At 70.1% G+C, this 22,487-nt stretch carries 19 protein-coding genes; 8 read left to right on the top strand and 11 right to left on the bottom strand.

Translation table 11 applies throughout. From position 1 onward, the window contains the following. Positions 1-5: 5 nt before the first annotated feature. The 4 genes from AC069I_RS12495 to AC069I_RS12480 all read left to right on the top strand — a co-directional run bounded on the left by AC069I_RS12495 (position 6) and on the right by AC069I_RS12480 (position 7,277). Positions 6-2,831, top strand: coding sequence for an ATP-binding protein (locus AC069I_RS12495; RefSeq protein WP_478265486.1), 2,826 nt, complete (start codon positions 6-8; stop codon positions 2,829-2,831). A 331-nt stretch (positions 2,832-3,162) separates the two neighbouring features. After that, a complete protein-coding gene (locus tag AC069I_RS12490; RefSeq protein WP_478230685.1) occupies positions 3,163-4,104 on the top strand; it encodes a serine protein kinase RIO in 942 nt (313 codons plus the stop codon). A 343-nt stretch (positions 4,105-4,447) separates the two neighbouring features. Further along, positions 4,448-5,947, top strand: coding sequence for a DEAD/DEAH box helicase (locus AC069I_RS12485; protein ID WP_478230684.1), 1,500 nt, complete (start codon positions 4,448-4,450; stop codon positions 5,945-5,947). Between the two features lie 142 nt (positions 5,948-6,089). Further along, positions 6,090-7,277, top strand: coding sequence for an 8-amino-7-oxononanoate synthase (locus AC069I_RS12480; protein ID WP_478265444.1), 1,188 nt, complete (start codon positions 6,090-6,092; stop codon positions 7,275-7,277). Here AC069I_RS12480 and AC069I_RS12475 read toward each other — a convergent pair. Together AC069I_RS12475 and AC069I_RS12470 are read right to left on the bottom strand one after the other, a co-directional pair. After that, a complete protein-coding gene (locus tag AC069I_RS12475; protein ID WP_219149924.1) occupies positions 7,243-7,725 on the bottom strand; it encodes a GNAT family N-acetyltransferase in 483 nt (160 codons plus the stop codon). The genes AC069I_RS12480 and AC069I_RS12475 overlap by 35 nt on opposite strands. A gap of 33 nt (positions 7,726-7,758) precedes the next feature. Further along, positions 7,759-8,592, bottom strand: coding sequence for a S1 family peptidase (locus AC069I_RS12470; RefSeq protein ID WP_478231424.1), 834 nt, complete (start codon positions 8,590-8,592; stop codon positions 7,759-7,761). A 334-nt stretch (positions 8,593-8,926) separates the two neighbouring features. Here AC069I_RS12470 and AC069I_RS12465 point away from each other — a divergent pair, with 334 nt between their 5' ends. Both AC069I_RS12465 and AC069I_RS12460 read left to right on the top strand, forming a co-directional pair. Further along, positions 8,927-9,589 (top strand): M15 family metallopeptidase, encoded by a 663-nt coding sequence (locus AC069I_RS12465; RefSeq protein WP_478265443.1) that lies wholly within the window; start codon positions 8,927-8,929, stop codon positions 9,587-9,589. A 76-nt stretch (positions 9,590-9,665) separates the two neighbouring features. Beyond that, a complete protein-coding gene (locus AC069I_RS12460) occupies positions 9,666-11,060 on the top strand; it encodes a mycothione reductase (protein ID WP_478230680.1) in 1,395 nt (464 codons plus the stop codon). A gap of 86 nt (positions 11,061-11,146) precedes the next feature. On the opposite strand, the gene AC069I_RS12455 is transcribed toward AC069I_RS12460, so the two are convergent. Together AC069I_RS12455 and AC069I_RS12450 are read right to left on the bottom strand one after the other, a co-directional pair. Next, positions 11,147-11,623: a hypothetical protein gene (locus AC069I_RS12455; RefSeq protein ID WP_478230679.1), complete on the bottom strand. Its 477-nt coding sequence runs from the start codon at positions 11,621-11,623 to the stop codon at positions 11,147-11,149. A gap of 89 nt (positions 11,624-11,712) precedes the next feature. Then, complete coding sequence (locus AC069I_RS12450) at positions 11,713-12,960, bottom strand: CynX/NimT family MFS transporter (RefSeq protein WP_478265442.1); 1,248 nt, start codon at positions 12,958-12,960, stop codon at positions 11,713-11,715. Between the two features lie 48 nt (positions 12,961-13,008). Here AC069I_RS12450 and AC069I_RS12445 point away from each other — a divergent pair, with 48 nt between their 5' ends. Further along, the gene (locus AC069I_RS12445) at positions 13,009-13,698 is read left to right on the top strand and encodes a FadR/GntR family transcriptional regulator (RefSeq protein ID WP_478230677.1); all 690 of its coding nucleotides are present in this window, start codon (positions 13,009-13,011) and stop codon (positions 13,696-13,698) included. A 227-nt stretch (positions 13,699-13,925) separates the two neighbouring features. Here AC069I_RS12445 and map read toward each other — a convergent pair whose 3' ends face one another. The 6 genes from map to dxr all read right to left on the bottom strand — a co-directional run bounded on the left by map (position 13,926) and on the right by dxr (position 21,392). Beyond that, positions 13,926-14,783, bottom strand: a complete 858-nt coding sequence (gene map, locus AC069I_RS12440) for a type I methionyl aminopeptidase (protein WP_478230676.1) — start codon at positions 14,781-14,783, stop codon at positions 13,926-13,928. Positions 14,784-14,806: 23 nt separating this feature from the next. Then, positions 14,807-16,612: a penicillin-binding transpeptidase domain-containing protein gene (locus AC069I_RS12435; RefSeq protein ID WP_478265441.1), complete on the bottom strand. Its 1,806-nt coding sequence runs from the start codon at positions 16,610-16,612 to the stop codon at positions 14,807-14,809. A 49-nt stretch (positions 16,613-16,661) separates the two neighbouring features. Beyond that, positions 16,662-17,516: a GNAT family N-acetyltransferase gene (locus AC069I_RS12430; RefSeq protein ID WP_478230674.1), complete on the bottom strand. Its 855-nt coding sequence runs from the start codon at positions 17,514-17,516 to the stop codon at positions 16,662-16,664. Between the two features lie 155 nt (positions 17,517-17,671). Next, positions 17,672-18,823, bottom strand: a complete 1,152-nt coding sequence (gene ispG / locus AC069I_RS12425; protein WP_167373562.1) for a flavodoxin-dependent (E)-4-hydroxy-3-methylbut-2-enyl-diphosphate synthase — start codon at positions 18,821-18,823, stop codon at positions 17,672-17,674. Between the two features lie 118 nt (positions 18,824-18,941). Next, positions 18,942-20,183, bottom strand: a complete 1,242-nt coding sequence (locus AC069I_RS12420; protein ID WP_340687388.1) for a M50 family metallopeptidase — start codon at positions 20,181-20,183, stop codon at positions 18,942-18,944. A gap of 3 nt (positions 20,184-20,186) precedes the next feature. Beyond that, positions 20,187-21,392: a 1-deoxy-D-xylulose-5-phosphate reductoisomerase gene (gene dxr, locus AC069I_RS12415; protein ID WP_478265440.1), complete on the bottom strand. Its 1,206-nt coding sequence runs from the start codon at positions 21,390-21,392 to the stop codon at positions 20,187-20,189. 95 nt (positions 21,393-21,487) lie between these two features. On the opposite strand from dxr, the gene AC069I_RS12410 reads away from it, so the two are divergent. Continuing rightward, positions 21,488-21,757: a DUF2631 domain-containing protein gene (locus AC069I_RS12410; protein WP_034311011.1), complete on the top strand. Its 270-nt coding sequence runs from the start codon at positions 21,488-21,490 to the stop codon at positions 21,755-21,757. 12 nt (positions 21,758-21,769) lie between these two features. Here AC069I_RS12410 and AC069I_RS12405 read toward each other — a convergent pair whose 3' ends face one another. Beyond that, entirely contained in the window at positions 21,770-22,381 is a 612-nt protein-coding gene (locus AC069I_RS12405; RefSeq protein ID WP_478230671.1) for a hypothetical protein, read from the bottom strand. Positions 22,382-22,487 lie beyond the last annotated feature (106 nt).

Raw genomic sequence — 22,487 nt, 5'->3', positions numbered from 1 at the left:
CGCCCGTGCTCGTCGGCCGTGAGGCGGAACTACGCGAACTCCTCGACGGCGCGATGCGCTCGCCGTCGGTGATCATGCTCGAAGGCGAAGCGGGGGTGGGCAAGACCCGGCTTGCCGCCGAACTGCTGGCCTGCCCCGAACTGGCCGGACGACCGGTCCTCACCGGAACCTGCCAGTCGCTGCGCGAGCCCTTCCCGTACGGCGTGGTCTTCGACGCGCTGAAGGACATCCACCCGGCGCGCGACCTCAACCCCGTGACCGGCGTCCTCGCGCCCTATCTGCCGGAACTCGCGGCCTTCCTGCCGGAGCCGCCGCCCCGGCTCGGAGATCCGAGGGCCGAACGGCACCGGCTCTTCCGCGCCGTCCGGGAACTGCTCGGCTCGCTGGGCCCGCACGTCCTCCTCGTCGAGGACCTCCAGTGGGCGGACGACGGATCCCGCCGCCTGCTGCGGTTCCTGATGACCGACCCGCCCGCGGGCCTGACCCTCCTGCTCACGTACCGGCGCGAAGAGACGCCCGGCGGTATCCCGCTCGGCAGCGCCTATCGGCCGGTGCCCGGCACCGCGCACGCGCTCGTCGCACTCCGGCCGTTGGACCGCGACGGCGTCCAGGCGCTGGTTTCGGCGCTGCTCGGCGGAGCGAACGTGTCCGCCGAGTTCGCCGCACGGCTGCACGAGCGGACCGCGGGGATCCCGTTCGTGGTCGAGGAGATCGTGCACGCGATCGGCGGCGTCGAGGGCGCGGTGCACGCCGACGGCGCGACCGCACGGCATCTGCTCGACACGGTCGAAGTCCCGGCGCTGCTGCGGGAAGCGACGGTCGAACACCTCGTCGCGCTGCCACCGGCCGCCCGGCGGATCGCCGAAGCCGCCGCGGTCCTCGCCACACCGTCCACTTCGGACCTGCTGGCCGCCGCGGCCGCGCTCACCCCCGAGCGCGCCCGCCGCGCGCTCGTCCTCGCGCTGGAACGCAACGTCCTGGTGGAGACCGGTGAAGGCACGTACGGCTTCCGGCACGCGTTCGCCCAGCGGGCCGCGTACCGCACCATCCCCGGCCCCGATCGCCAGGAACTGCACCGGCGGGCCGCGCGGCTGCTGCGCGACCGCCTCCCGCAATCCCTGGTACGGCTGGCCGAGCATTGCCGCAAGGCGGGTGACCGGGCCGGTGCCCTGAAGTACGGCGAAGCGGCCGCGGACCAGGCGTCCGCGGTCGGTGATCTCGCGACCGCGACGGATCTGCTCCGTACCCTGCTCGACGAACCGGGACTGCAACCGTCCGATGTGGACAGACTGGCGGTCAAGTTCAGCTCCGTGGCGTGCAACGGCCTCGCGCAGACCGAGGTCGTCCCGGCACTGGAGCGGCTGCTCACCGACGGCAGGCTGTCCGGACGCCTGAGCGGCGAGGTCCGGCTGGGTCTCGGGCTCCTGCTGGTGCGCCAGGCAGGCGGGCTGGAGGCCGCGAGGACCGAGATCGAGATCGCCGTCAACGACCTCGCCGACCGGCCCGACCTGGCCGGACGCGGGATGGGCGTCCTCGCGCAGCCGTGGGTCGGCGCGACCCCGCTGCGGGAGCACCGGCGCTGGATGGACCGGGTGGACGGGCTCATCGAGCGGGCGACCGACCGGCGGCTGAAGATCATCCTGCTGGCCAACAACGCGGCGTCGCGGCTGCACATCGGGGACGCCCGCGGCTGGGACATGCTGGACCGGGCGCCCACCAGCGTCGGTTCCGCCGACGAACAGCGGCATCTGGCGCGGCTGCACTGCAACACTGCCGACGCGTGCGCCTGGACGGGCCATCATCGGCGGGCCAGAAGCCTGTTGCACAGCGGGATGCAGCTGGCCGCCGACTGCGGGGCGCCGTACGTCGTCAGCACCGCCCGCGCGACGGCTGTCCACACCGACTGGCTCACCGGGAACTGGGACGGCCTCGCCGAACGGGCCCGCGCGCTGATCGACGAGTACCGCGACCTCCTGCCGGTGACCAGCGAACTGTGCCTGGTCCTCGGCCTGCTCGCCGCCGCGCGCGGCGAATGGGACGAGGCCGCCGCCCGGTTCGCCGGCACCGCGGCGGACCAGCCGGAGAACGCGTTCACGCCGGTCGCGATCGCCGCGCACGCCGGGATGGCGGGCATGCTGCTCGCGCAGGATCTCGGCGAGGCCGCCGTCGCGCAGGCCGACAAGGGACTGGAACTCCTGCGCGCCAAGGGTGTCTGGGCCTGGGGCGCCGATCTGCTGACGGCCGCCGTCGACGCGTACTGCGCCACCGGGCGGGACGCCGAAGCGCAAGCGCTGACCGACGAGTTCGAACGGGAGATCGGCGATCTCGACGCGCCGTCGACCCGGGCGGCGCTGGCCGCGGACCGCGGCCTGATCGCGGCGTCCCGGGGCGAGTACGCGGAGGCGATCGAGGCCTTCGAGCAGGCTCGGACCCGGTTCGAGGCCCTTCCCGCGCCGTATCACGCGGCCCTGATCGCCGAACGCGCCGCGCGCTGCCGTCTGGCCCGCAACGAGGACGTCGCCGAAACCTTCGCGGCGCTCGCGGAGACCTTCGACCACCTCGGCGCCACTCGCGACGCCGCGCGCTGCCGCCACGCCTTCCGGTCCACCGGCGCGGTCGCCCCGTCGCGGCGCGGCCGCCGTGGGTACGGCGACGAGCTGTCCCCCCGCGAGCGCGACGTCGCCCGCCTGCTGGCCGCCGGGCATACGAACCGGGAGATCGCCGAGGTGCTGTTCCTGTCCCGGCGCACGGTGGAACAGCACGTCGCGAGTGTCCTGCGGAAGCTGAAGGTGCGGTCGCGGAGCGAGCTGGCGGGACTGCGGTCGGCATAGGACAGGAAAGGGAACGGCGTGGCGGTGTGGCGTGGGTCGGGTTGGTCGTGAGTGGCGATTCGGGTTAGAACCCGAATCGCCACTCACGACCACCTGGGCACCCGCCACCGCCATGCTTGTCACTTCAACGCGCCGGAAATCAATTCGGTTGCGCGCGCCTGACGGCATCCGCGATGATCGTGCGCGATCCGGCAGGGAGCCGGTGGATGCGACAGGGAGGTGCCTCGTGCTGATGACTGTCCGGGGCCTTGGCCGCCCCCATCCACTCGCCCCTCGAGGCTGAGCACGACGCTCGCCCGGTGGGGCATCCCTGACTAGGAGAAACCCACCAGTGCGCAAGCACGATCTCGAAGAGTCCTACGAACAACGTCCTCGCCGCACCCGTCGTGCCCGTTTCGACGACGAGCCCGAACCCACTCGCGGCGGACGGCTCACCGAAGCCGAACGCGTCCGGCTCGCCCGGCTGCGTGAGGACGCCTACACCGAGACCGCCATCCCCGACGGCGCCGACCGCTGGAGCACGTGGGGAGACGCGGAGCACGGGCCGCTGCCGCGCCCGGACTGGGTGATCACCGAACTCGCGGCGGTGGACACCGAACTCGGCGTCCTCAAGACCGGCAAGGAGGCGGACGTCCATCTCGTCCGGCGCAATCTGCCCGGCACCGAGGGTGTCGTGCTCGCCGCCAAGCGGTACCGCAGTGGCGAGCACCGGTTGTTCCACCGCGACGCCGGCTACCTCGAAGGCAGGCGGATGCGGCGGTCGCGGGAGATGCGGGCCATGGAGTCGCGCAGCAGCTTCGGCCGGAACCTCATCGCCGAACAGTGGGCGGTGGCCGAATTCGGCGCGCTGAGCAGGCTTTGGACGGTCGGCGCGCCGGTGCCGTACCCGGTGCAGCGTGACGGCACCGAGCTGCTGCTGGAATTCCTCGGCGACGGCGAGACGGCCGCGCCGCGCCTGGCACAGGTCCGGCCGGAGCCCGAGCAGTTGCGGGAACTGTGGTTCCAGACCGCGGCGATGCTGGAACTGCTGGCGTCGCAGGGGCTCGCGCACGGCGACCTCTCGGCGTACAACCTGCTCGTCCACCGTGAGCGGATCATGGTGATCGATCTGCCGCAGGTGGTCGACATCGTGGCCAACCCCGGCGGGCTGGAGTTCCTCGCGCGGGACGTGCGGAACATCGCGACGTGGTTCCACTCGCGGGGGCTGCCGGAGCGGCTCACGGCGGTCCCGGAGCTGATCGAGGAGCTGAAGGAGATCGCCGGTCTCCGGTGACCGTCCACAGTGGCTCGCGGGGTCCTTCCCGGCACGATCACGCCGGGAAGGACCCCGCGGTGGAGACCCTGCCCACAATCGGTCCCTCCGGTTGGGCGGCCGGATAACGGTCCGGTACAGTAGTGACAGACCGCAACCGGCGGCGTGGATGAGTGGTGTCCGTCGCCTCCAAAGCCAACCGAATGGCTCGCGGTATCCGTATCAACCAATTGGCGCGCGGTGTCACGCAGACGCGGTGTGCCGGGTTCGTCCCTGTGAACGCCCATCTGTGCACACCATCTTGCCTTGCCTGCGTGCGGGCAGCCCGGGCCTCCTTGTGACGTGCCACGTCCGAGAGGCATTTGTGACAGTCACGTTCAACTCCGGCCACACCTCACCGTCGGCCCGGCAGCACCGCAAGCCGCGCACCCGCCCCGCGGGTGACGCGATGCTGCACAACGACGCCGTCGAGAGTGTCAAGGCCACCACCTGGGCGGAGCTCGGGCTTCCCGAGCCGCTGCTGCGGGCACTGGCCGACGCCGGTATCACCTCCCCGTTCCCGATCCAGTCGGCGACCATCCCCGACGCGCTCGCCGGCCGCGACGTGCTCGGCCGCGCCCAGACCGGTTCCGGCAAGACCCTGGCCTTCGGCCTCGCGATGCTGACCCGGCTCAACGGCGGCCGTGCCCGTCCGAAGCACCCGCGCGCGCTGATCCTGGTCCCGACCCGCGAGCTGGCCATGCAGGTCGCCGACTCGCTGACCCCGCTGGCCAAGTCGCTCGGCCTGTGGTGCCGCACCGCCGTCGGCGGCATGGCCTTCACCCGCCAGGCCGACGCGCTTTCCCGCGGCGTCGACCTGCTGATCGCCACCCCCGGCCGGCTGTCGGACCACGTCCGCCAGGGCACCGCGTCGCTGTCGGACATCAACTTCGTCGCGCTCGACGAGGCCGACCAGATGGCCGACATGGGTTTCATGCCGCAGGTCCGCGAGATCCTCGACCTGACCCCGGCCCGCGGCCAGCGCCTGCTGTTCTCGGCCACCCTCGACGGTGACGTCGACAGGCTGGTCCGCGCCTACCTGACCGACCCGGTCACGCATTCGGTCGCCCCGTCGACCGCGAGCGTCACCACCATGGACCACCACGTGTTCCAGGTGTCACACCAGGACAAGCAGGACATCATCACCGAGATCGGCGCCCGTGAGGGCCGCACGATCATGTTCGTCCGCACCAAGCACCACGTGGACCGCCTCACCGAGCGCCTGCGCGAGAAGGGCGTCCACGCGGCCGCGCTGCACGGCGGCAAGACCCAGGGCCAGCGCAACCGCGTCCTCGCGGACTTCAAGGAGGGCTACGCGCCCGTCCTCGTCGCCACGGACGTCGCCGCGCGCGGTATCCACGTCGACGACATCTCGCTGGTGCTGCACGTCGACCCGGCCGCCGACCACAAGGACTACCTGCATCGCGCCGGCCGCACCGCGCGCGCCGGGGCGTCCGGTGTCGTGGTCACGCTGATCACCCACGACCAGCGCCGCATGGTGCGCCGGATGACCGACCGCGCCGGTGTCCGCGCCGAGCAGACCACGGTCCGCCCGGGCGACGCCGAGCTCGCTCGTATCACCGGTGCGCAGCAGCCCAGCGGCGAGCCGGTCGTCGAGCGTCGTCGTGAGTCCCCGCGTCGTGGCGGTGGCCGCGGCTACGGTGGCGGCGACCGCGGCTACCAGGGTTCGCGTGAGGGTCACGGTCACCGCGAAGGCGGCCGTCCCGGTGGCTTCCGCGGCCGCCCGCGTCGTGGCGAGTCCGGTGGCGGCAACGGCCGTCCGCAGCGTCCGGGCGGACGCCCGCGTCGCAGCTACGACAGCTGAAGTAACTGAAGCCGGTTCCCCCGGCGGCTAGTGCCATGAAAGGTCCTTTCCTTGCAAATTTCGCAAGGAAAGGACCTTTCCTTGCGTTCGCTGTGGGGACCACCACGCCCAGCGCCGAGCGGCGGATGGGAGACTGCGGGACGTGACTTCTTCCGGCCCCGCTTTCCAGAACCTCCCGCCCGACCAGGTCTTCGACTGGCTCGACGTGGAGGCGGAGAAGCGGGCCGAGGCCGGGCTGGTGCGCAAGCTGCGCATCCGGCAGGCGCAGGAACCGGAGCTGGATCTCGCGGGTAACGACTACCTCGGGCTCGCCAGGGACAAGCGCGTCGCCGGTGCCGCCGCGGCGGCCGCGTTGCGCTGGGGCGCCGGGGCCACCGGCTCCCGGCTCGTCTCCGGCACCACCGAGGTCCACGCCGAACTCGAGCACGAGCTCGCCCGCTTCTGCGGCACACAGGCCGCGCTGGTCTTCTCGTCCGGCTTCACCGCGAACCTCGGCGCCGTCACGGCCCTGTCCGGCGCGGATTCCGCGATCGTCACGGACAAGTACATCCACGCGTCGCTGATCGAGGGCTGCCGCCTGTCCCGCTCGGACATCGCCGCCGTCGCGCACAGCGACCCGAGCGCCTTCAAGCACGCGCTCGCGACCCGCCGCAAACCGCGCGCGCTCGTCGTCACCGATTCCGTGTTCTCCGTCGACGGCGACATCGCCCCGCTGGAGCAGCTCGCCGGTGTCTGCCGGGAGCACGGCGCCTCACTGCTGGTCGACGACGCGCACGGCTTCGGCGTCCTCGGCGAGGGCGGCCGCGGCGCCGTCCACGCGGCGGGACTCTCCGGAGCGCCGGACGTCGTCACCACGATCACGCTGTCGAAATCCCTTGGGGCACAAGGCGGAGCAGTACTCGGGCCGCGTCGTGTGATCAAGCATCTCGTGGATACCGCGCGCAGTTTCATCTTCGACACCGGCCTCGCGCCCGCCAGTGCCGCCGCCGCGCTGGCCGCGCTCAGCGCGTTGAAGGCCGAGCCCGAGCTGGCCACCAAGGTGACCGAAGCGGCCGGAAACCTCGCGATGCAGTTGAAATCCGCGGGTTTCCGGGTCGGTCTCCCGGACGCCGCGGTGATCTCGGTGCAGGCGCCGTCGCCGGAATCGGCCGTCGCATGGGCGGCCGCGTGCGCCGATCAGGGCGTGCGGGTCGGGTGCTTCCGTCCGCCGTCCGTACCCGACGGCATCTCCCGCCTGCGCCTGACCGCGCGGGCCGACCTCACCGAGGCCGACGTGGACCGCGCGGTCGGGGTGATCACGGCCGCGGCGCCTCCCGGCGCCACATCGTGAGGTGCGGGATCCCGTCCTCCATGAACTCTTCGCCTTCGACCACGAAGCCGTACTTGGCGTAGAAATCCGTCGCGTACGTCTGCGCGTCGAGGACGCACGGCGCGTCCCCGATCCCCGCGAGCGCGGTCTCCATCAGCCGTCCCGCCAGTCCCTTGCCGCGTGAGCGGACGGCCGTGCACACCCTGCCGATGCGGAAGGTGCCGCCGGCGTCCTGCAGCACCCGAAGGTACGAATCGACGGCGACGGAACCCCCGATCCAGAGATGCCGGGTGCCGGGCAGGAGGTCACGCCCGTCGATCTCGTGATAGGCGCAGTCCTGCTCGACGACGAACACGTCCACGCGCAGGCGGAGGATGCCGTGCAGCTGCGCGGCGGTGATCTCGTCACCGGCGACGGACAGCGGGAACGACGAGGTCTCGATGATCGGGGTGTCGGTGCTCACGCCCACTTGTTAGCACATCGGACGTGAAGAAGGCATCGATCAGCCGATCAGGCCCCGGTTCTTCTGCTGGGAGATCTCGTCCGCGAAGTGGGAGACACGGGTGTAAACGCCGGGTTTGCCCGCCTTCGCGCAGCCTTCGCCGAACGACACGATCCCGATCAGCGTGTCGCCCACCATGAGCGGTCCGCCCGAATCGCCCTGGCAGGCGTCGACGCCGCCTTCGGGGTAGCCGGCGCACACCATGTCGCTCGGGTCGTAGCCCGAGTACGCGGTGCGGCAGGTCTTGTCGCTGACCACCGGGACGACCGCGCTGCGCAGGTAGTCCGATCGCGCGCCGCCCTCGGCGACCCGGCCCCAGCCGAGGACGGTCGCCTTGGTGCCTTCGCTGTACAGGTCGGCGTCGCCGTTGTCCGCGACCTTCGCGGGCCGGTACGGCAACTGGCCGCTGACCGTCATCACCGCGATGTCGTCACCCTTGCCGGGATCGCCGCTGTAGTCGGGGCTGACCCAGATCCGCGAAACCCGCAGCTCCACGCCGTCCCGGGAGCGCTTGTTGTCCCGCCCCGCCACCACGCGGACATCGGCGCGCTTGACCGCGACCGCGCAGTGCGCCGCCGTCGCGACCGTGGTGGAACTGACGATCACCGCACCGCAGTACTGGTTGCCGCCGCGATCGGCCAGATAGACCGCGTACGGGTACTGCGAGACCGAAGCCTTGCCGCCGCCGACGATCCTCGGCTGGGCAGCCTGCTCCGGGCCGCTCATCGAGCCGTCGTCCGCCGACGCGCTGTTGACCGCGACCGGCACCATCACGGCCGTCGCGAGCACCGCTCCGACCGCGAGCAGCAGCGTGCGACGTGACTTCTTGGGCATGTTCTGTCCCTTCACCGGGGCGTACGTACGGTCAAACCCTGGGAAGTCATTCGACTCCAGCGCGTACACGAGCGATCGCGAATACCCTAATCGGAGAAAGCCCGATGTGGTGTCACTGAAACGGGTGGACCTGTGCTCACCGAACGCATCTGTCACCCTGGACCTCGTGCGGGCTACGGCGACTATTCTGGCGGCTACGGCCCTTCTGCTCTTCTCGTGTTCGAGCCCGGCCGTCACCAGCGGTCCGACCCAAACCTCTTCGGCGGCAACGACTCCGACCACCTCGGCCCCGCCACCCGCACCCGTCTGGCAGGTCGGGGCGAAGCCGCTTCCCTTGCGCGGTGACGGCTTCGGGCAGATCCTCCCCACTCCTCCCGTGCTGGCGAACCGTTCCCTGCCGACCGCCGACCTGCTTCCGCCGCCGGCCGGAGACCGGTTCTCGGGCACGGTGAATCCCGTTCCCGCCGACGTGCTCGCCCGCAGCACCTGGCAGGCGGGCTGCCCCGTCTCCGCAGGCGCACTGCGCTATCTCACCCTCTCGTTCTGGGGTTTCGACGGCCGCGCGCATACCGGGGAAATGCTCGTGAACGCGTCGGTGGCGAACGCCGTCGTCACCGTATTCGGGCAGTTGTTCGCCGCGAAGTTCCCGATGGAAGAAATGCGCGTGACCGCTCCCGCCGTACTCGCCGCTCCCCCGACGGGTGACGGGAACAACACCAACGCCTTCGTCTGCCGTCCGGCGCGAGGCCAGACGAACTGGTCCGCGCACGCCTACGGGCTCGCGATCGACGTCAACCCCTTCTGCAACCCGTACACCAAGGGCGACCTCGTGCTGCCCGAGCTGGCGTCGGCGTACCTCGACCGGGAAAACCGGCGGCCGGGGATGATCACCGCCGGCGACCGGACCGTGGCCGCCTTCTCCGCGATCGGCTGGACCTGGGGCGGCACCTGGACGACGCCGACGGACCGGATGCACTTCAGCGCCAACGGGCGCTGAACCGGGAACAACCGCACGCCGTGACAAGTTGGCTAGAGTCGGAACCACCCGCTCCCCCGCCGCAAAGGAAGACAGCGTGCCCCACTACGACCTGGTCATCGTCGGTACCGGATCGGGCAACTCGATCCTCGACCCGCGCTTCGCGGACTGGAACACGGCGATCGTGGAGAAGGGCACGTTCGGTGGGACCTGCCTGAACGTGGGCTGCATCCCGACGAAGATGTTCGTGCACGCCGCCAACGTCGCGGCCACGCCCGCCACGTCGTCGAAGTTCGGCGTCGACGAGGAGCTGACCGAGGTCCGCTGGCGCGACGTGCGCGACCGGATCTTCGGCCGGATCGATCCGATCGCCGCCGGCGGTCGCGAATACCGCGTCCAGCACGAGGACAACAAGAACGTCACCGTGTACGAGGGCGAAGGCCGCTTCACCGGGCACAAGGAGCTGCGGGTCTCCTACTCCGACGGCCGCCCTGCCGAGACGATCACCGCCGACAGGTTCGTGCTGGCCGCGGGCGGGCGCCCGGTGATCCCGGACGTCCCCGGTCTCGCCGAAACCGGCTACCACACCTCCGACACGGTGATGCGGCTCGACGAGCTGCCGTCGAGCATCGTGATCCTGGGCGGCGGGTACATCGCGGCCGAGTTCGCGCACGTCTTCGCCTCGTTCGGGGTGAACGTGACCGTGGTCAACCGGTCCGGCGCGCTGCTGCGCTCCGAGGACGACGACGTCAGCGCCCGGTTCACCGAACTGGCGTCGCAGCGGTTCGACGTCCGGCTCGACCGGAAGACCGTCCGCGCGCGCAAGACCGCGTCGGGCGTCGCTCTGGACCTCGAAGGCCCGGAAGGCGCCGAGACTGTCGAGGCCGACGTGCTCCTGGTCGCCACCGGCCGCACGCCGAACTCCGACCTCCTCGACGTCGCCGCCACCGGCGTGACCACGGGCGAGCGCGGGCACGTCGTGGTCGACGAGTACCAGCAGACCGTGGTCGACGGGATCTACGCGCTCGGCGACATCTCGTCGGTCTTCGAGCTGAAGCACGTCGCGAACCACGAGCAGCGCGTCGTGCAGCACAACCTGCTGCACCCGGACGAGCGGATCGAGGCCGACCACCGGTTCGTCCCGCACGCGGTGTTCACCTCGCCGCAGGTCGCTTCGGTCGGGCTGACCGAACGCGAGGCGCGCGAGCGTGGCGTTTCGTACGTGACGTCGCACCAGGACTACGCGGGCATCGCGTACGGCTGGGCGATGGAGGACACCACCGGCTTCGCGAAGCTGCTCGCCGACCCGGCCACCGGGCAGCTGCTGGGTGCGCACATCATCGGCCCGCAGGCGTCCTCGGTGATCCAGCCGCTGATCCAGGCGATGAGCTTCGGGCTGGACGCGAAGAGCATGGCGCGCGGGCAGTACTGGATCCACCCGGCGATGCCGGAACTGGTCGAGAACGCGCTGCTGAACCTTCCGCTGGACTGACCCTTCGCCGCATTTAGTCCTCTAAATGCGTTCTTCGGGCGCACGTGACGCCCGAGTACGGCGCATTTAGAGGACTAAATGCGCTCTCAGACGACGCGGTCGCAGGCGCGGGCCCCGTTCCGCGCCGCGAGCGCGCTCACCGCGTTCATCTCGGCGTCCGAGGCGCCCCTCAAGACGGCCGAGCGGGCCCCGTCCTCCGAGAACCGCTCGCCCGCCTCGACGTACCGGCGGATCGCCGCCAAGAACTCCTCCCGCGCGGATGCCGCCCCTCCTGGCACCGCGCGGACCCCCGTCGCCCCCTTGAGGACCTCCTTGGCGTCGTCCACCCGCGTCGCGACGTAGTGCTGCCACTTGCGCAGCTCCGTCGCGGCGTCCCCCTTCGGATCCGGCCAGTAGCGCTCGATATCCGCGCCGCTGTCCTTCCATACCCACACGCACACCCGGTCCACGGCGCGGTAGAACTCGTGCGGCGAAGCCACCGCCGCGGGCCGCTCCGGCGCCACGGCGACGCACGCCGCGGCGAAACACGCCAGAGCCGCCCCGTACGCCAGTCCCTCCACCACGCCGACCCCCAGGACCGAGTTTTGAACAGGTTCAACTCAATCAGGCTATGGCTCCGCCCCGGCCGGGTCAAGATGTTTTTTGAACGCGTTCAGACGAAGCGGCGGCGGCCGGCCAAGGCGCCGAAGGTCATCTGCGCGGCGAAGACGGCGAGCATCATGATCCAGGGAACGGTCCAGCCGTGGGTGAGATCGTGAAGCAGCCCGAAGAGGAATGGCCCGACGGCGGCCATCAGGTAACCGATGCCCTGCGCCATCCCCGACAGCCGCGCGGTGTCCTCGCCGGTGCGCGCCCGCAGCGCGATCACCGTCAGCGCGAGCGAGAAGACGCTCATCCCGAGCCCGATGAGGATGCACCAGAGCAGCGGCGAGGCGGCCGGAGCGACCATCATGCCGACCATGCCGACGAAGCCGGGAACACCCAGTCCGACGATCCACGGGCTCTGGCTCTTGTGCCGCGCGGCCATCGGCGCCACCACGAGACTGATCGGGACGGCGATGAGCGAGATCAGGCCGAGCAACAGCCCGGAATCCCCCTTGCTCACCCCCGCGTCGATCATCACTTCCGGCAGCCAGCCCATCACGACGTAGGCCAAAAAGGCCTGAGTTCCGAAGAAAAGCGTGACCATCCACGCAAGGGGGCTACGCAGGAGCGATCGCCCGCTACCCTGCTTGCCTGCCTCGACAACGGGCGCACGCCCCGCACCGCGGGCTGCGAAAATCCAGACGAGGAGTGCGAGCACCGCCAGTACCGACCAGGCGCCGAGACCTTGGCGCCAGCCGCCGAACGCGTTCTCCAAGGGAGGGGTGAGCGCGGACCCCAGGGCGCCCCCGCCCTGCAGAGCGGCGGTGTACACGCCGGTCATCATGCCGACACGTGCCGGGAAGGAGTCCTTGATGACGACCGGGATCAGTACGTTCGCCAGGGCGATTCCCGCCGTGGCCACCAGGGTTCCCCCGAGCACGACGTACGGTCCGTCGAGCACCCGCAGCACCAGGCCGACGGCCAGCACCGAAAGCGCGGAAGCGATGGCCGCGCCGATGCCGAATCGGCGGGCCAGCAGGGGCGCGGCGAGACCGGCGGCGGCGAAACAGAGGCCAGGGAGCGTGGTGAGCACACCGGCCCAGGTCGCCGTGGCGCCGAGGTCGTCGCGCATCTCGCCGAGGATCGGGCCGACACTGGTGATGGCCGGGCGCAGGTTGAGCGCCACCAGGATCACCGCGACACCGAGCAGCACGCCGCCGGTGATCACTCCCGGCCGCCACTCCGTTTCGATCGAGCCTTCGAGTTCGAGACTTTCGTCGAACGAGGAAACGGGTTCTCGGGAGTCGACACGCACGTCGGCTAGTATCACATACATAGGATGATTGGATGAAGGGACAACGCTGTGCCATTGGCCACCACGCGCCGTGCCGGCCTGGTCGATCAGGTCATCGAGCAGCTGCGTGACGCCGTCACGCAGGGAGAATGGCCCATCGGTCAGCGGATTCCGACCGAACCGGAGCTGGCAGGGCAGCTCGGCGTCGGGCGTAACACCGTCCGCGAGGCCGTGCGCGCGCTCGCGCACACGGGGCTGCTCGAGGTCCGGCAGGGCGACGGGACCTACGTGCGGGCGACGAGCGAGGTCTCGGGCGCCATCCGGCGGTTGTGCGGTTCGGAACTGCGCGAGGTGCTGCAGGTGCGGCGCATCCTCGAGGTCGAAGGCGCCCGGCTCGCGGCCGCGTCGCGGACCGACGAGGAGGTCGCCGAGCTGAAGGCACTGCTCGAACGCCGCAACGCCGAGCTGCGCGATGGCCATTGGGAGGATTTCGCCCGCCTCGACGCGGAATTCCACTTCGCCGTCGTCCAAAGTGGACATAACACGCTGCTGACCGAGATGTACCGCGGGCTCACCGAGGTGATCACGGCCAGCGTGGCCGCCACGTCGAACGTGACGCCGGGGCGCGAGTACCTGCCGGAGATAGGGCACGAAGGCCTCGCCGAGGCCATCGCCGACCGCGACGCCGACCGGGCCGCCAGCGAGGCGTGCGGTTTCCTGGACGAGCTCCTGGCCCGTGTGGAGCAGGACGAGAGCTGACCCAAGATCCTCGCGAGCGGTAAGGGGATCTCAGGTACATACGGGGATACCGGCTGCGGGTTGGTCCCGGGCCCGGTCCGTGAAGGCCTCCTTGCCTACCCTGAGGGTTGGCAAGGAGGCCTTCACTACCTCTGGGACCGGCACGCTCGTCCCACGCGCAGCAGCGGTCACATCGGTCTCGTGAGTGGTAAGGACGGTTAGAACCGTCCTTACCACTCACGAGCCGCCTAGGGCACCGTGAGGATCTCGGCGCCGTCCTCGGTCACCACGAGGGTGTGCTCGAACTGGGCCGTCCACTTCTTGTCCTTGGTGGTGACGGTCCAGTCGTCGGCCCAGATGTCGTACTCGATCGTCCCGAGGGTGATCATCGGCTCGATGGTGAAGGTCATGCCCTGCTCGATGACCGTGTCGACCGACGGTTCCTCGTAGTGCAGCACGGTCGGCGCGGTGTGGAACGCCGGGCCGACGCCGTGGCCGGTGAAGTCGCGCACGACGCCGTACCCGAACCGCTTCGCGTACGCCTCGATGACGCGGCCGATCACGTTGAGCTGCCTGCCGGGGCGGACGGCCTTGATGGCGCGCATGGTCGCCTCGCGCGTGCGCTCGACCAGCAGCCGCGCCTCCTCGGAGACGTCACCCGCCAGGAACGTCGCGTTGGTGTCGCCGTGGACGCCGCCGATGAACGCGGTGACGTCGATGTTGCAGATGTCGCCGTCCTCGATCACCGTCGAGTCCGGGATGCCGTGGCAGATCACCTCGTTCAGCGAGGTGCAGCACGACTTCGGGAACGCGCGATAGCCCAGCGTCGACGGGTACGCGTGGTTGTCCAGCAGGAACTCGTGGATCACCTTGTCGATGTCGTCGGTGGTCGCACCGGGTTTGACGGCCTTGCCACCCACCTCGAGCGCCTGCGCCGCGATCCGGCCCGCGACGCGCATCGCCTCGATCACCTCGGGCGTGCGGACCCCGTTGCCCGTGTCGCGTTTCGGCGCCGGCCGGTCGACGTACTCGGGACGGGCGATGCTGGCGGGGACGACTCGCCTCGGCGTCTGGACGCCGGGCTTCAAGGGGGAGCGAACGGACATGAGCCCAGCCTACGACCTGACGGCTAGCCGAGCCCCGCCAGGAAGCGCTGGGCGGCCTCGACCGCGGGCTTGGACGTTCCCGCGTCGGTCGTCAGCACCGCGAAGGCCAGGTCACCGGTGTAGCCGACGAACCAGCCGTGCGAATGCGTGCCGTCGCCGAACTGCGCCGTGCCGGTCTTGCCCCGGACGTCCGCCAAGGGCTTGAGCAGCGTCGCCGTGCCGTCGGTGACGACCTCACGCATCATCCCGCGCAGCGCGTCGAGCACCTCCGGCTTGATCGGCTTGCCGAGCCCGGACGACGTCGTGGCCATCCCGCGCACCAGCGTCGGCACCGGCACCTTGCCGGACTGGACCGTCGCGGTGGCGACCGCCAGCCCGAACGGACTCGTCACGACGGTCCCCTGCCCGAAGCCGTTCTCGGCCCGCTGCGCGACGGTGTTCGCCGGCGGGACCGAACCGGTGATCGTGGTCAGGCCGGGAATCACGAAGTCGGCACCGACGCCGAGGTCGCGCGCGGCGTCGGTCAGCGCGGCGGGCGGCAGGTCGGTCGAGAGTTTCGCGAACGTCGTGTTGCAGGATTTGGCGAACGCCGTGGAGAGCGGGACGACACCGAGTGCGAACTTGCCCTCGTTCGGCACGGTCCGGTTTTCGAACGTGGCCGTGCCGGGGCAGTCGACGGGGCTGTCCGCCCGCACCGAACCCGCGGTCAGCCCCGCGACGGCGGTGGCCATCTTGAACGTGGAGCCGGGCGGGAACCGGCCGGTGAGCGAGATCGCGCCCTGGGTATCGGCCGGGGCGTTCTGCGCCACCGCCAGCAGTTCGCCGGTCGACGGCTGGATCGCGACCAGCGCGGAGGCCGCCGGGACCGGCGCGAGCGCCCGCTCCGCCGAGCCCTGCGCCTTCACGCTGAGCGTGCTGACGACCGCGGGCGCGGGCTTGGGGTTCTCGGAGTGCAGGTCGATGATCTCGCCGCCGCCCGTGTCGAGCGTGACGACGCGCCAGCCCGCGGAGCCCTCCACCTGGTCCTCGACGAGCGACCGGACCGCGGGCAGCACCTGCTTGCCGAAGTTCTTGTCGTCGGGCAGCAGCCTTTCCTGCTGGCTGAACCGGACGCCGGGCAGGTCGTAGATCTCGGGCTTCACCTCTTGGTAGCTGTTCGCCCGCAAGCTCACCACCGGATAGCCGGAGCCGGGTTTGAGCGTCTTCACCCCGTCGCGGATCGACTGGCCGGTCACCGACGCCTCGAACCGGTTGAGCGCCGCGCCGAGTTTGTCGGTGACGGCCACCAGATCGCCCGCCTTCGCCGGGTCGAGCACCACGCTGACGACCGTCTGCGGGCGCAGCAACGGCATCCCGTCGCGGTCCAGCACCGGCGCGAGATCCGGCGGATCGGCCTTCAGCGCGATGCTCTGCTGCGCGGCGAGCTGCGGATGGAGCGCCGTCGGCAACCAGCGCACCTTCCAGCCGTCCTGTGTGGAATGGACCTGCGCGTCGGCCTTGTACGTCCAGGTCCGGCCGCGCGGCAGCTTCCAGCTGAGCTGATAGGTCGCCGTCCCGTCGTCCGCCCCGGACGAATGCTGGACCTGCTTGTCCACGACGGTGATCGACTCGGGCGAAAGCGCTTTCCGCGCCATCTCCAGCGACGCGCGCGCGGCCTCCGGCGAATCGGTGAAGGAGGCCGCGGCGGCGACGTCACCGGAAGAGAGTCCGCCGAGGAAGCCCGAGATGGCGTCTTCAGGACCGGAGTCGGCGAAGAGTCCGCACCCGGCGGCCGAGAGGCCCACCACCCCCGCGAGCACGACGACGGCGACACGACGACCTGCAGGCATGCTGCGAATCCTGCCAGCCCCGGCCCTTTCCGGCCGGACACGACACGGCCTAGAAGAGAACCGTCGCGTACTGCCCGACCTGCTGGAAGCCGATCTTGCGGTAGGCGGCGAGCGCGGGACTGTTGTAGGCGTTGACGTACAGGCTCGCCGTGCGGCCCATCCCGCGGACGAGCCTGGTCACCACCGACGCCGTCCCGGCCGTGCCGACCCCGCCGCCGCGGCGTTCCGGATGCACCCAGACGCCCTGGATCTGGCCGACCGTCGAGGACATCGCGCCGATTTCGGCCTTGAAGACGACCTCGCCGTCCTCGAACCGCGCGAACGCCCGGCCGCCGGCGATCAGCTCCGCGACGCGGGCGCGATACCCGGCGCCACCGTCGCCGTTGCGGGGATCGACGCCGACCTCTTCGATGAACATGGAGATCGCGGCCGGGAGATACCGGTCGAGTTCCTCCGGACGTACCGCGCGGACCAGCGGATCGGTGGCGACGGACGGGATCCCGTCGAGCGCCAGGAGCGGCTGGTCGTGCCGGACTTCGCGGGCGGGACCCCATTCCGGCTCCAGTTCGTCCCAGAGGCCCAGCACCTGCTCGGCCGGGCCGACCAGTGACGAACAGGTCCGCTGCCGCCGCAGGGCCCGATCGGCGAAGGAACGCAAAGCGGAGGCGTTGCCGCGCAAGGGGATCAAGTTCGGCCCGGAGAAGCACAGCCCTTGGAGCCTGCCCGCGCGAACGGGGCGGGAATCCGCGGCCCAGAGCTCACCACCGAGCCGCCAGGGGTCGAGACCCGCCGTCTCCACCCTGGCACTCACCATGCAGCTGCCGACCGGGTCTGTGGCGAGCGCGGCACGGACCGCGGGATAGTCCCGATCATCGAGCAGCCGTGCACCTGCAAGCCGCAACACCACTCCAGGGTGCCAGATCGGCGGCGTAAACGGAACGCAAGCTTCACGACACGCTGAGAGAACTTCGGCAGGTCGAAGCCACCGAGTGCAATGAAAGGCCCCTTCATCGCAAATTTTGCGATGAAGGGGCCTTTCATTGCAGTTGTCTCGACCAGTCAGCCGACGGTGACGGTGGGCTCGCCCTCACCGATCGTCTGGCCCGACTCCTCGGCGATGCGCATGGCCTCTTCGATCAGCGTCTCGACGATCGCGTGCTCGGGCACGGTTTTGATGACCTCGCCCTTGACGAAGATCTGGCCCTTGCCGTTGCCCGAGGCGACGCCGAGATCGGCCTCGCGCGCCTCGCCGGGCCCGTTGACGACGCAGCCCATGACCGCGACGCGCAGCGGGACCTCCATGCCCTCCAGCCCGGCGGTGACCTGCTCGGCGAGCGTGTAGACGTCCACCTGCGCACGGCCGCACGAGGGGCAGGAGACGATCTCGAGCTTGCGCTCCTTGAGGTTCAGCGACTGCAGGATCTGGATCCCGACCTTGACCTCTTCCACCGGCGGCGCGGACAGCGAAACGCGGATGGTGTCGCCGATGCCCTGGCGCAGCAGCGCGCCGAAGGCCACGGCCGACTTGATGGTGCCCTGGAACGCCGGGCCCGCCTCGGTGACGCCGAGGTGCAGCGGGTAGTCGCACTGCTCGGCGAGGATCTCGTACGCGCGCACCATGACCACCGGGTCGTTGTGCTTCACCGAGATCTTCACGTCGTAGAAGTCGTGCTCGGCGAACAGCGACGCCTCCCACAGCGCCGACTCGGCCAGCGCCTCCGGGGTCGCCTTGCCGTACTTGTCCATGATCCGCTTGTCCAGCGAACCCGCGTTGACGCCGATCCGGATCGGGGTGCCGTGGTCCTTCGCGGCCCGCGCGATCTCCTTGACCTGGTCGTCGAACTTGCGGATGTTGCCCGGGTTCACCCGGACCGCCGCACAGCCCGCCTCGATCGCGGCGAAGACGTACTTCGGCTGGAAGTGGATGTCGGCGATCACCGGGATCTGCGACTTCTTCGCGATCGCGGGCAGCGCCTCGGCGTCGTCCGCGGACGGGCACGCGACGCGCACGATGTCACAGCCCGCAGCGGTCAGCTCGGCGATCTGCTGCAGGGTCGCGTTGACGTCGGAGGTGAGTGTGGTGGTCATCGACTGCACCGAAATCGGGTGCTCGCTGCCCACGCCGACCGGCCCGACCTGCAGCTGTCGGGTCTTGCGACGCTCGGAGAGAACGGGAGGAGGAAGCGCTGGCATACCTAGAGCGACAGTCACGCCTTCAAGCGTACCTACCCCGATCGGCGGACATACACGACGTCAGCCGTCACGGTGAGCAGCATTACCTGGGCAGCCCAACGGTGCTGACAGCGCGCTCCGTAACCGTCCTCCCGCGTCACTGGAACAGCTTGACCGGGTTCACGATGTCGGCGGTGACGGTGAGCAGGGTCACCGCGCCGCCGATGAAGACGAGCACCATCGTGACCGCGGACAGCTTCGTGTAGTCGACCGGTCCGCCCGCCGCCTTGCCGCGCAGTTTCCGGAACCAGTCGCGGACCCGCTCGTACCAGACGACCGCGATATGCCCGCCGTCGAGCGGGAGCAGCGGCAGCAGGTTGAACACGCCGATGAAGAAGTTCAGGCTCGCCAGCAGGAGCACGAAGATCTCCCACAGACCTCGCTCGGCGGCCTCGCCACCGATCCGGCTGGCGCCGACCACGCTGACCGGGGTGTTCGGGTCGCGCTCGCCGCCGAAGATGGAATCCACCACCGCGGGGATCCGCGACGGGAACTCGATCAGCCGCTTGGCGGTCTCGGAGAACATCGTGCCGGTGAAGGAGAACGTCGCCCCGACCGCATCGACGGGGCCGTAGCTCAGCAGCGGCGGCGCGGTGTTCTGGATCGGCGAGGCGCCGATCATGCCGACGTCCTTGACCGTGGTGTTGTTGGAACCGTCGGCGACCAGCCGCTGCACCCTCGGCACGTCGACGGTCAGGTTCAGCCGCTGCCCGTTCCGCTCGACCACGAACGGCGTCGGGCCACTGGCGACCTGAACGGCGGCGAGCATTTCGCGCCAGGTCTTGATCGGCTTGCCCGCTACGGAGACGACCTTGTCGCCTGCCTGGAGGCCGGCGGTCTTCGCGGGGGTCGGGGCGCCGGGCGGGCAGGCCGTGTCGTTCAGCTGCTCCACGGTGGTGGCCGCGCGGGCGCACGACGTGGCGCTGATCACGGCCTCGGTGGGGGCGGCCTGCGCGGCCGGATTCGGCAGGCCCATGGTGACGGCCATCAAGTACAGGATGATGAAACCGAGGATGAAGTGCATCGCCGAGCCCGCCGACATGACGACGGTGCGCTTCCAGGTCTTGAAGCGCCACATCGCGCGCTTCGACTCTTCCGGGGTCACCTCGTCGAGCGCGGTCATGCCCGCGATGTCGCAGAACCCGCCGAGCGGGATCCACTTCATGCCGTACTCGGTCTCACCGCGACGGAAGGAGAAGATCGTCGGCCCGAAGCCGATGAAGTAGCGCCGGACCTTCATGCCGAAGGCTTTCGCCGCCCACATGTGGCCGGCCTCGTGCAGCGCGACGGACAGGCAGATGCCCAGCGCGAACAGCACGATCCCGAGAATGAAGACCACGCGCTACTTCCCCTTACCGATCAGCGCACCGGCACGCGCGCGAGCCCAGCGCTCGGCAGCTAGTACGTCATCCACGTCGCGAGGTTCACGACGCCATTCGTCGGCGGCTTCCACCACCTGGGCAATAGTGTCCACAATCGAGGTGAAGCCGGTGTTCTGTGCCAGGAAAGCGGCCACCAATTCCTCGTTCGCCGCGTTGTAGACCGCCGGGACGCAGCCCCCGACCGTCCCGGCGTGCCTCGCCAGCTCGACGGCGGGGAACGCTTCGTTGTCCAGCGGCTCGAAGGTCCAGCTCGCGGGCTTGTCCCAGACGCACGCGGCCGCGGCGCCGGGGACGCGATCCGGCCAGTGCAGGGCCAGCGCGATCGGCAGCCGCATGTCGGGCGGGCTGGCCTGGGCGATCGTCGAGCCGTCCACGAAGGTCACCATCGAGTGGATGATCGACTGCGGGTGGACCACCACGTCGATGCGGTCGGTCTCGATGTCGAACAGGAGCTTCGCCTCGATCAGCTCCAGCCCCTTGTTGACCAAAGTGGACGAGTTGATCGTGATGAGCGGGCCCATCGACCAGGTCGGATGCGCCATCGCCTGCTCGACGGTGACGTCGGCGAGTTCCTCGCGTTTGCGGCCACGGAAGGGGCCGCCCGACGCGGTGAGCACCAGCCGGGCGACCTCGGCTTCGCGGCCGGCGCGCAAGGCCTGGGCGATCGCGGAGTGCTCGGAGTCGACCGGGACGATCTGGCCGGGTTTGGCCGCGGCCAGCACCAGCGGTCCGCCCGCGATCAGCGATTCCTTGTTGGCCAGCGCGAGCGTGGCGCCGGTGGCGAGCGCGTGCAGGGTCGGCGGGAGCCCCTGTGAGCCGGGGAGCGCGTTGAGCACGACATCGACCGGGGTGGCGTCGATCATCTCGACGACGGCGCCGGCCCCGGCGAAGATGCGCGGGAGCTTGAAGTCGCCGCGGTTGTAGCCGCGCTTCTGGGCCTCGGCGTACAGCGCGAGCTGCAGGTCTTCCACGGCCGTCGGCCTGCTGATCGCCACGGCGTCGACCTGGTGCGCCAGAGCCTGCGCGGCCAGCGCGGCGGGGTCGGAGCCGCCCGCGGCGATCCCGGCGACCCGGAACAGCTCCGGGTTACGGGCCGCGACGTCGAGGGCCTGGGCGCCGACCGATCCGGTCGAACCGAGCACGAGCACACTTCGCGAGGTAGTCATCGGGGCTCATTGTCGCTTGGGGCCCGTCGGGCGCGTGCAGCCAGGTGTGGGATCATTCGCGGGCAAGCGAACCATCGGGTTTTGAGGAGTTGATCGTGGCGAGCAAGGCGGTCGAAAAGCGCGGCCGGGTGGGCGTCGACACCGTTGACCCCCGCGACGAGCCGTCGGCCGAGTGGGGCTGGCACGGTTCCTTCCCGAAGGCGACGCGGATCGCGGGCTGGCTGAGCGCGATCATCCTGCTGGTGATGCTGTACGGCAACCACCACGGCTGGACCGAGAACCTGTGGCTGATCGGCCTGTCCCTGCTGCTCGTGTTCGGCCTCGTGCTGGACATCCGCAAGCAGCGCACGGCCTGGCGCAAGTAGCTTCTTCACGGCTCAATGGCCCCTGTCCACCTTCGTGGGCAGGGGCCATTGGCCGTTCTGGGACCACAGCTCGTTGACGATCTTGACCGCGTCGCCGGCCTCGACCCCGTAGCGATGCCGGTACTTCGCCGCCGGCCGCTGGACGACCGCGGCGACCTCCCCGATGGCGACGTTGTTCCAGGAGTCGTTCGGGTAGAACTGCCGCATCACGGCGAGGAACCGGCCGGTCGCCCAGACCGGGTCGGTCCGCTGCTCGAAACTCCCCCAGCTCGCGCGCTGCTGGAAGAGCCCGACCGAGTCGCCGAGGCCGCCGTCGAGGTTGGCGATGCTCGACTCGACGATCACCGTGGCGATCGCGATGGCCGCCGCGCGATCGTTGAGCCCCGCTCTCTGGACGGTCTCGACGATCACTCTGGCGCACGACGTGTTGTACGGGTTCATGTAGCCGCGCATCTTGGTGGCGAGTTGCTGGTTGAGCGCTCCCGCCGTATCCGCGTCGTCGGCGGACGCGCTCGTTTGGACGCACGGCAAGGCGACGTGTTCGACCTGGTCGGGCCGGATCTCGGTGGGCGGGAGCAGGGTAAGGGAAAGGGCGAGGTACGCGGCGGTGAGTGAGCTCAGCATGTGCGGTGACCGTTCGGTGCAGGTGGTCGTGGGGGGGGGGTTGTGTTTTCACCCCAACCGCCCCCCACGACCACCCGGACCGACGAATCACAGACAACCCCACCCG

This window comes from Amycolatopsis sp. NPDC043885 (genome assembly GCF_056435685.1).
The sequence above is the reverse complement of the archived record's forward strand: the minus strand, read 5'-3'. Positions and strand labels throughout refer to the sequence as shown.

Excerpts from the sequence above, each read along its gene's own strand:
- AC069I_RS12435 (WP_478265441.1), bottom strand. The coding sequence starts at position 16,612 with ATGCCTGCAGGTCGTCGTGTCGCCGTCGTCGTGCTCGCGGGGGTGGTG.
- AC069I_RS12405 (WP_478230671.1), bottom strand. The coding sequence starts at position 22,381 with ATGCTGAGCTCACTCACCGCCGCGTACCTCGCCCTTTCCCTTACCCTG.
- dxr (WP_478265440.1), bottom strand. The coding sequence starts at position 21,392 with ATGACTACCTCGCGAAGTGTGCTCGTGCTCGGTTCGACCGGATCGGTC.
- map (WP_478230676.1), bottom strand. The coding sequence starts at position 14,783 with ATGTCCGTTCGCTCCCCCTTGAAGCCCGGCGTCCAGACGCCGAGGCGA.
- AC069I_RS12470 (WP_478231424.1), bottom strand. The coding sequence starts at position 8,592 with ATGCCCAAGAAGTCACGTCGCACGCTGCTGCTCGCGGTCGGAGCGGTG.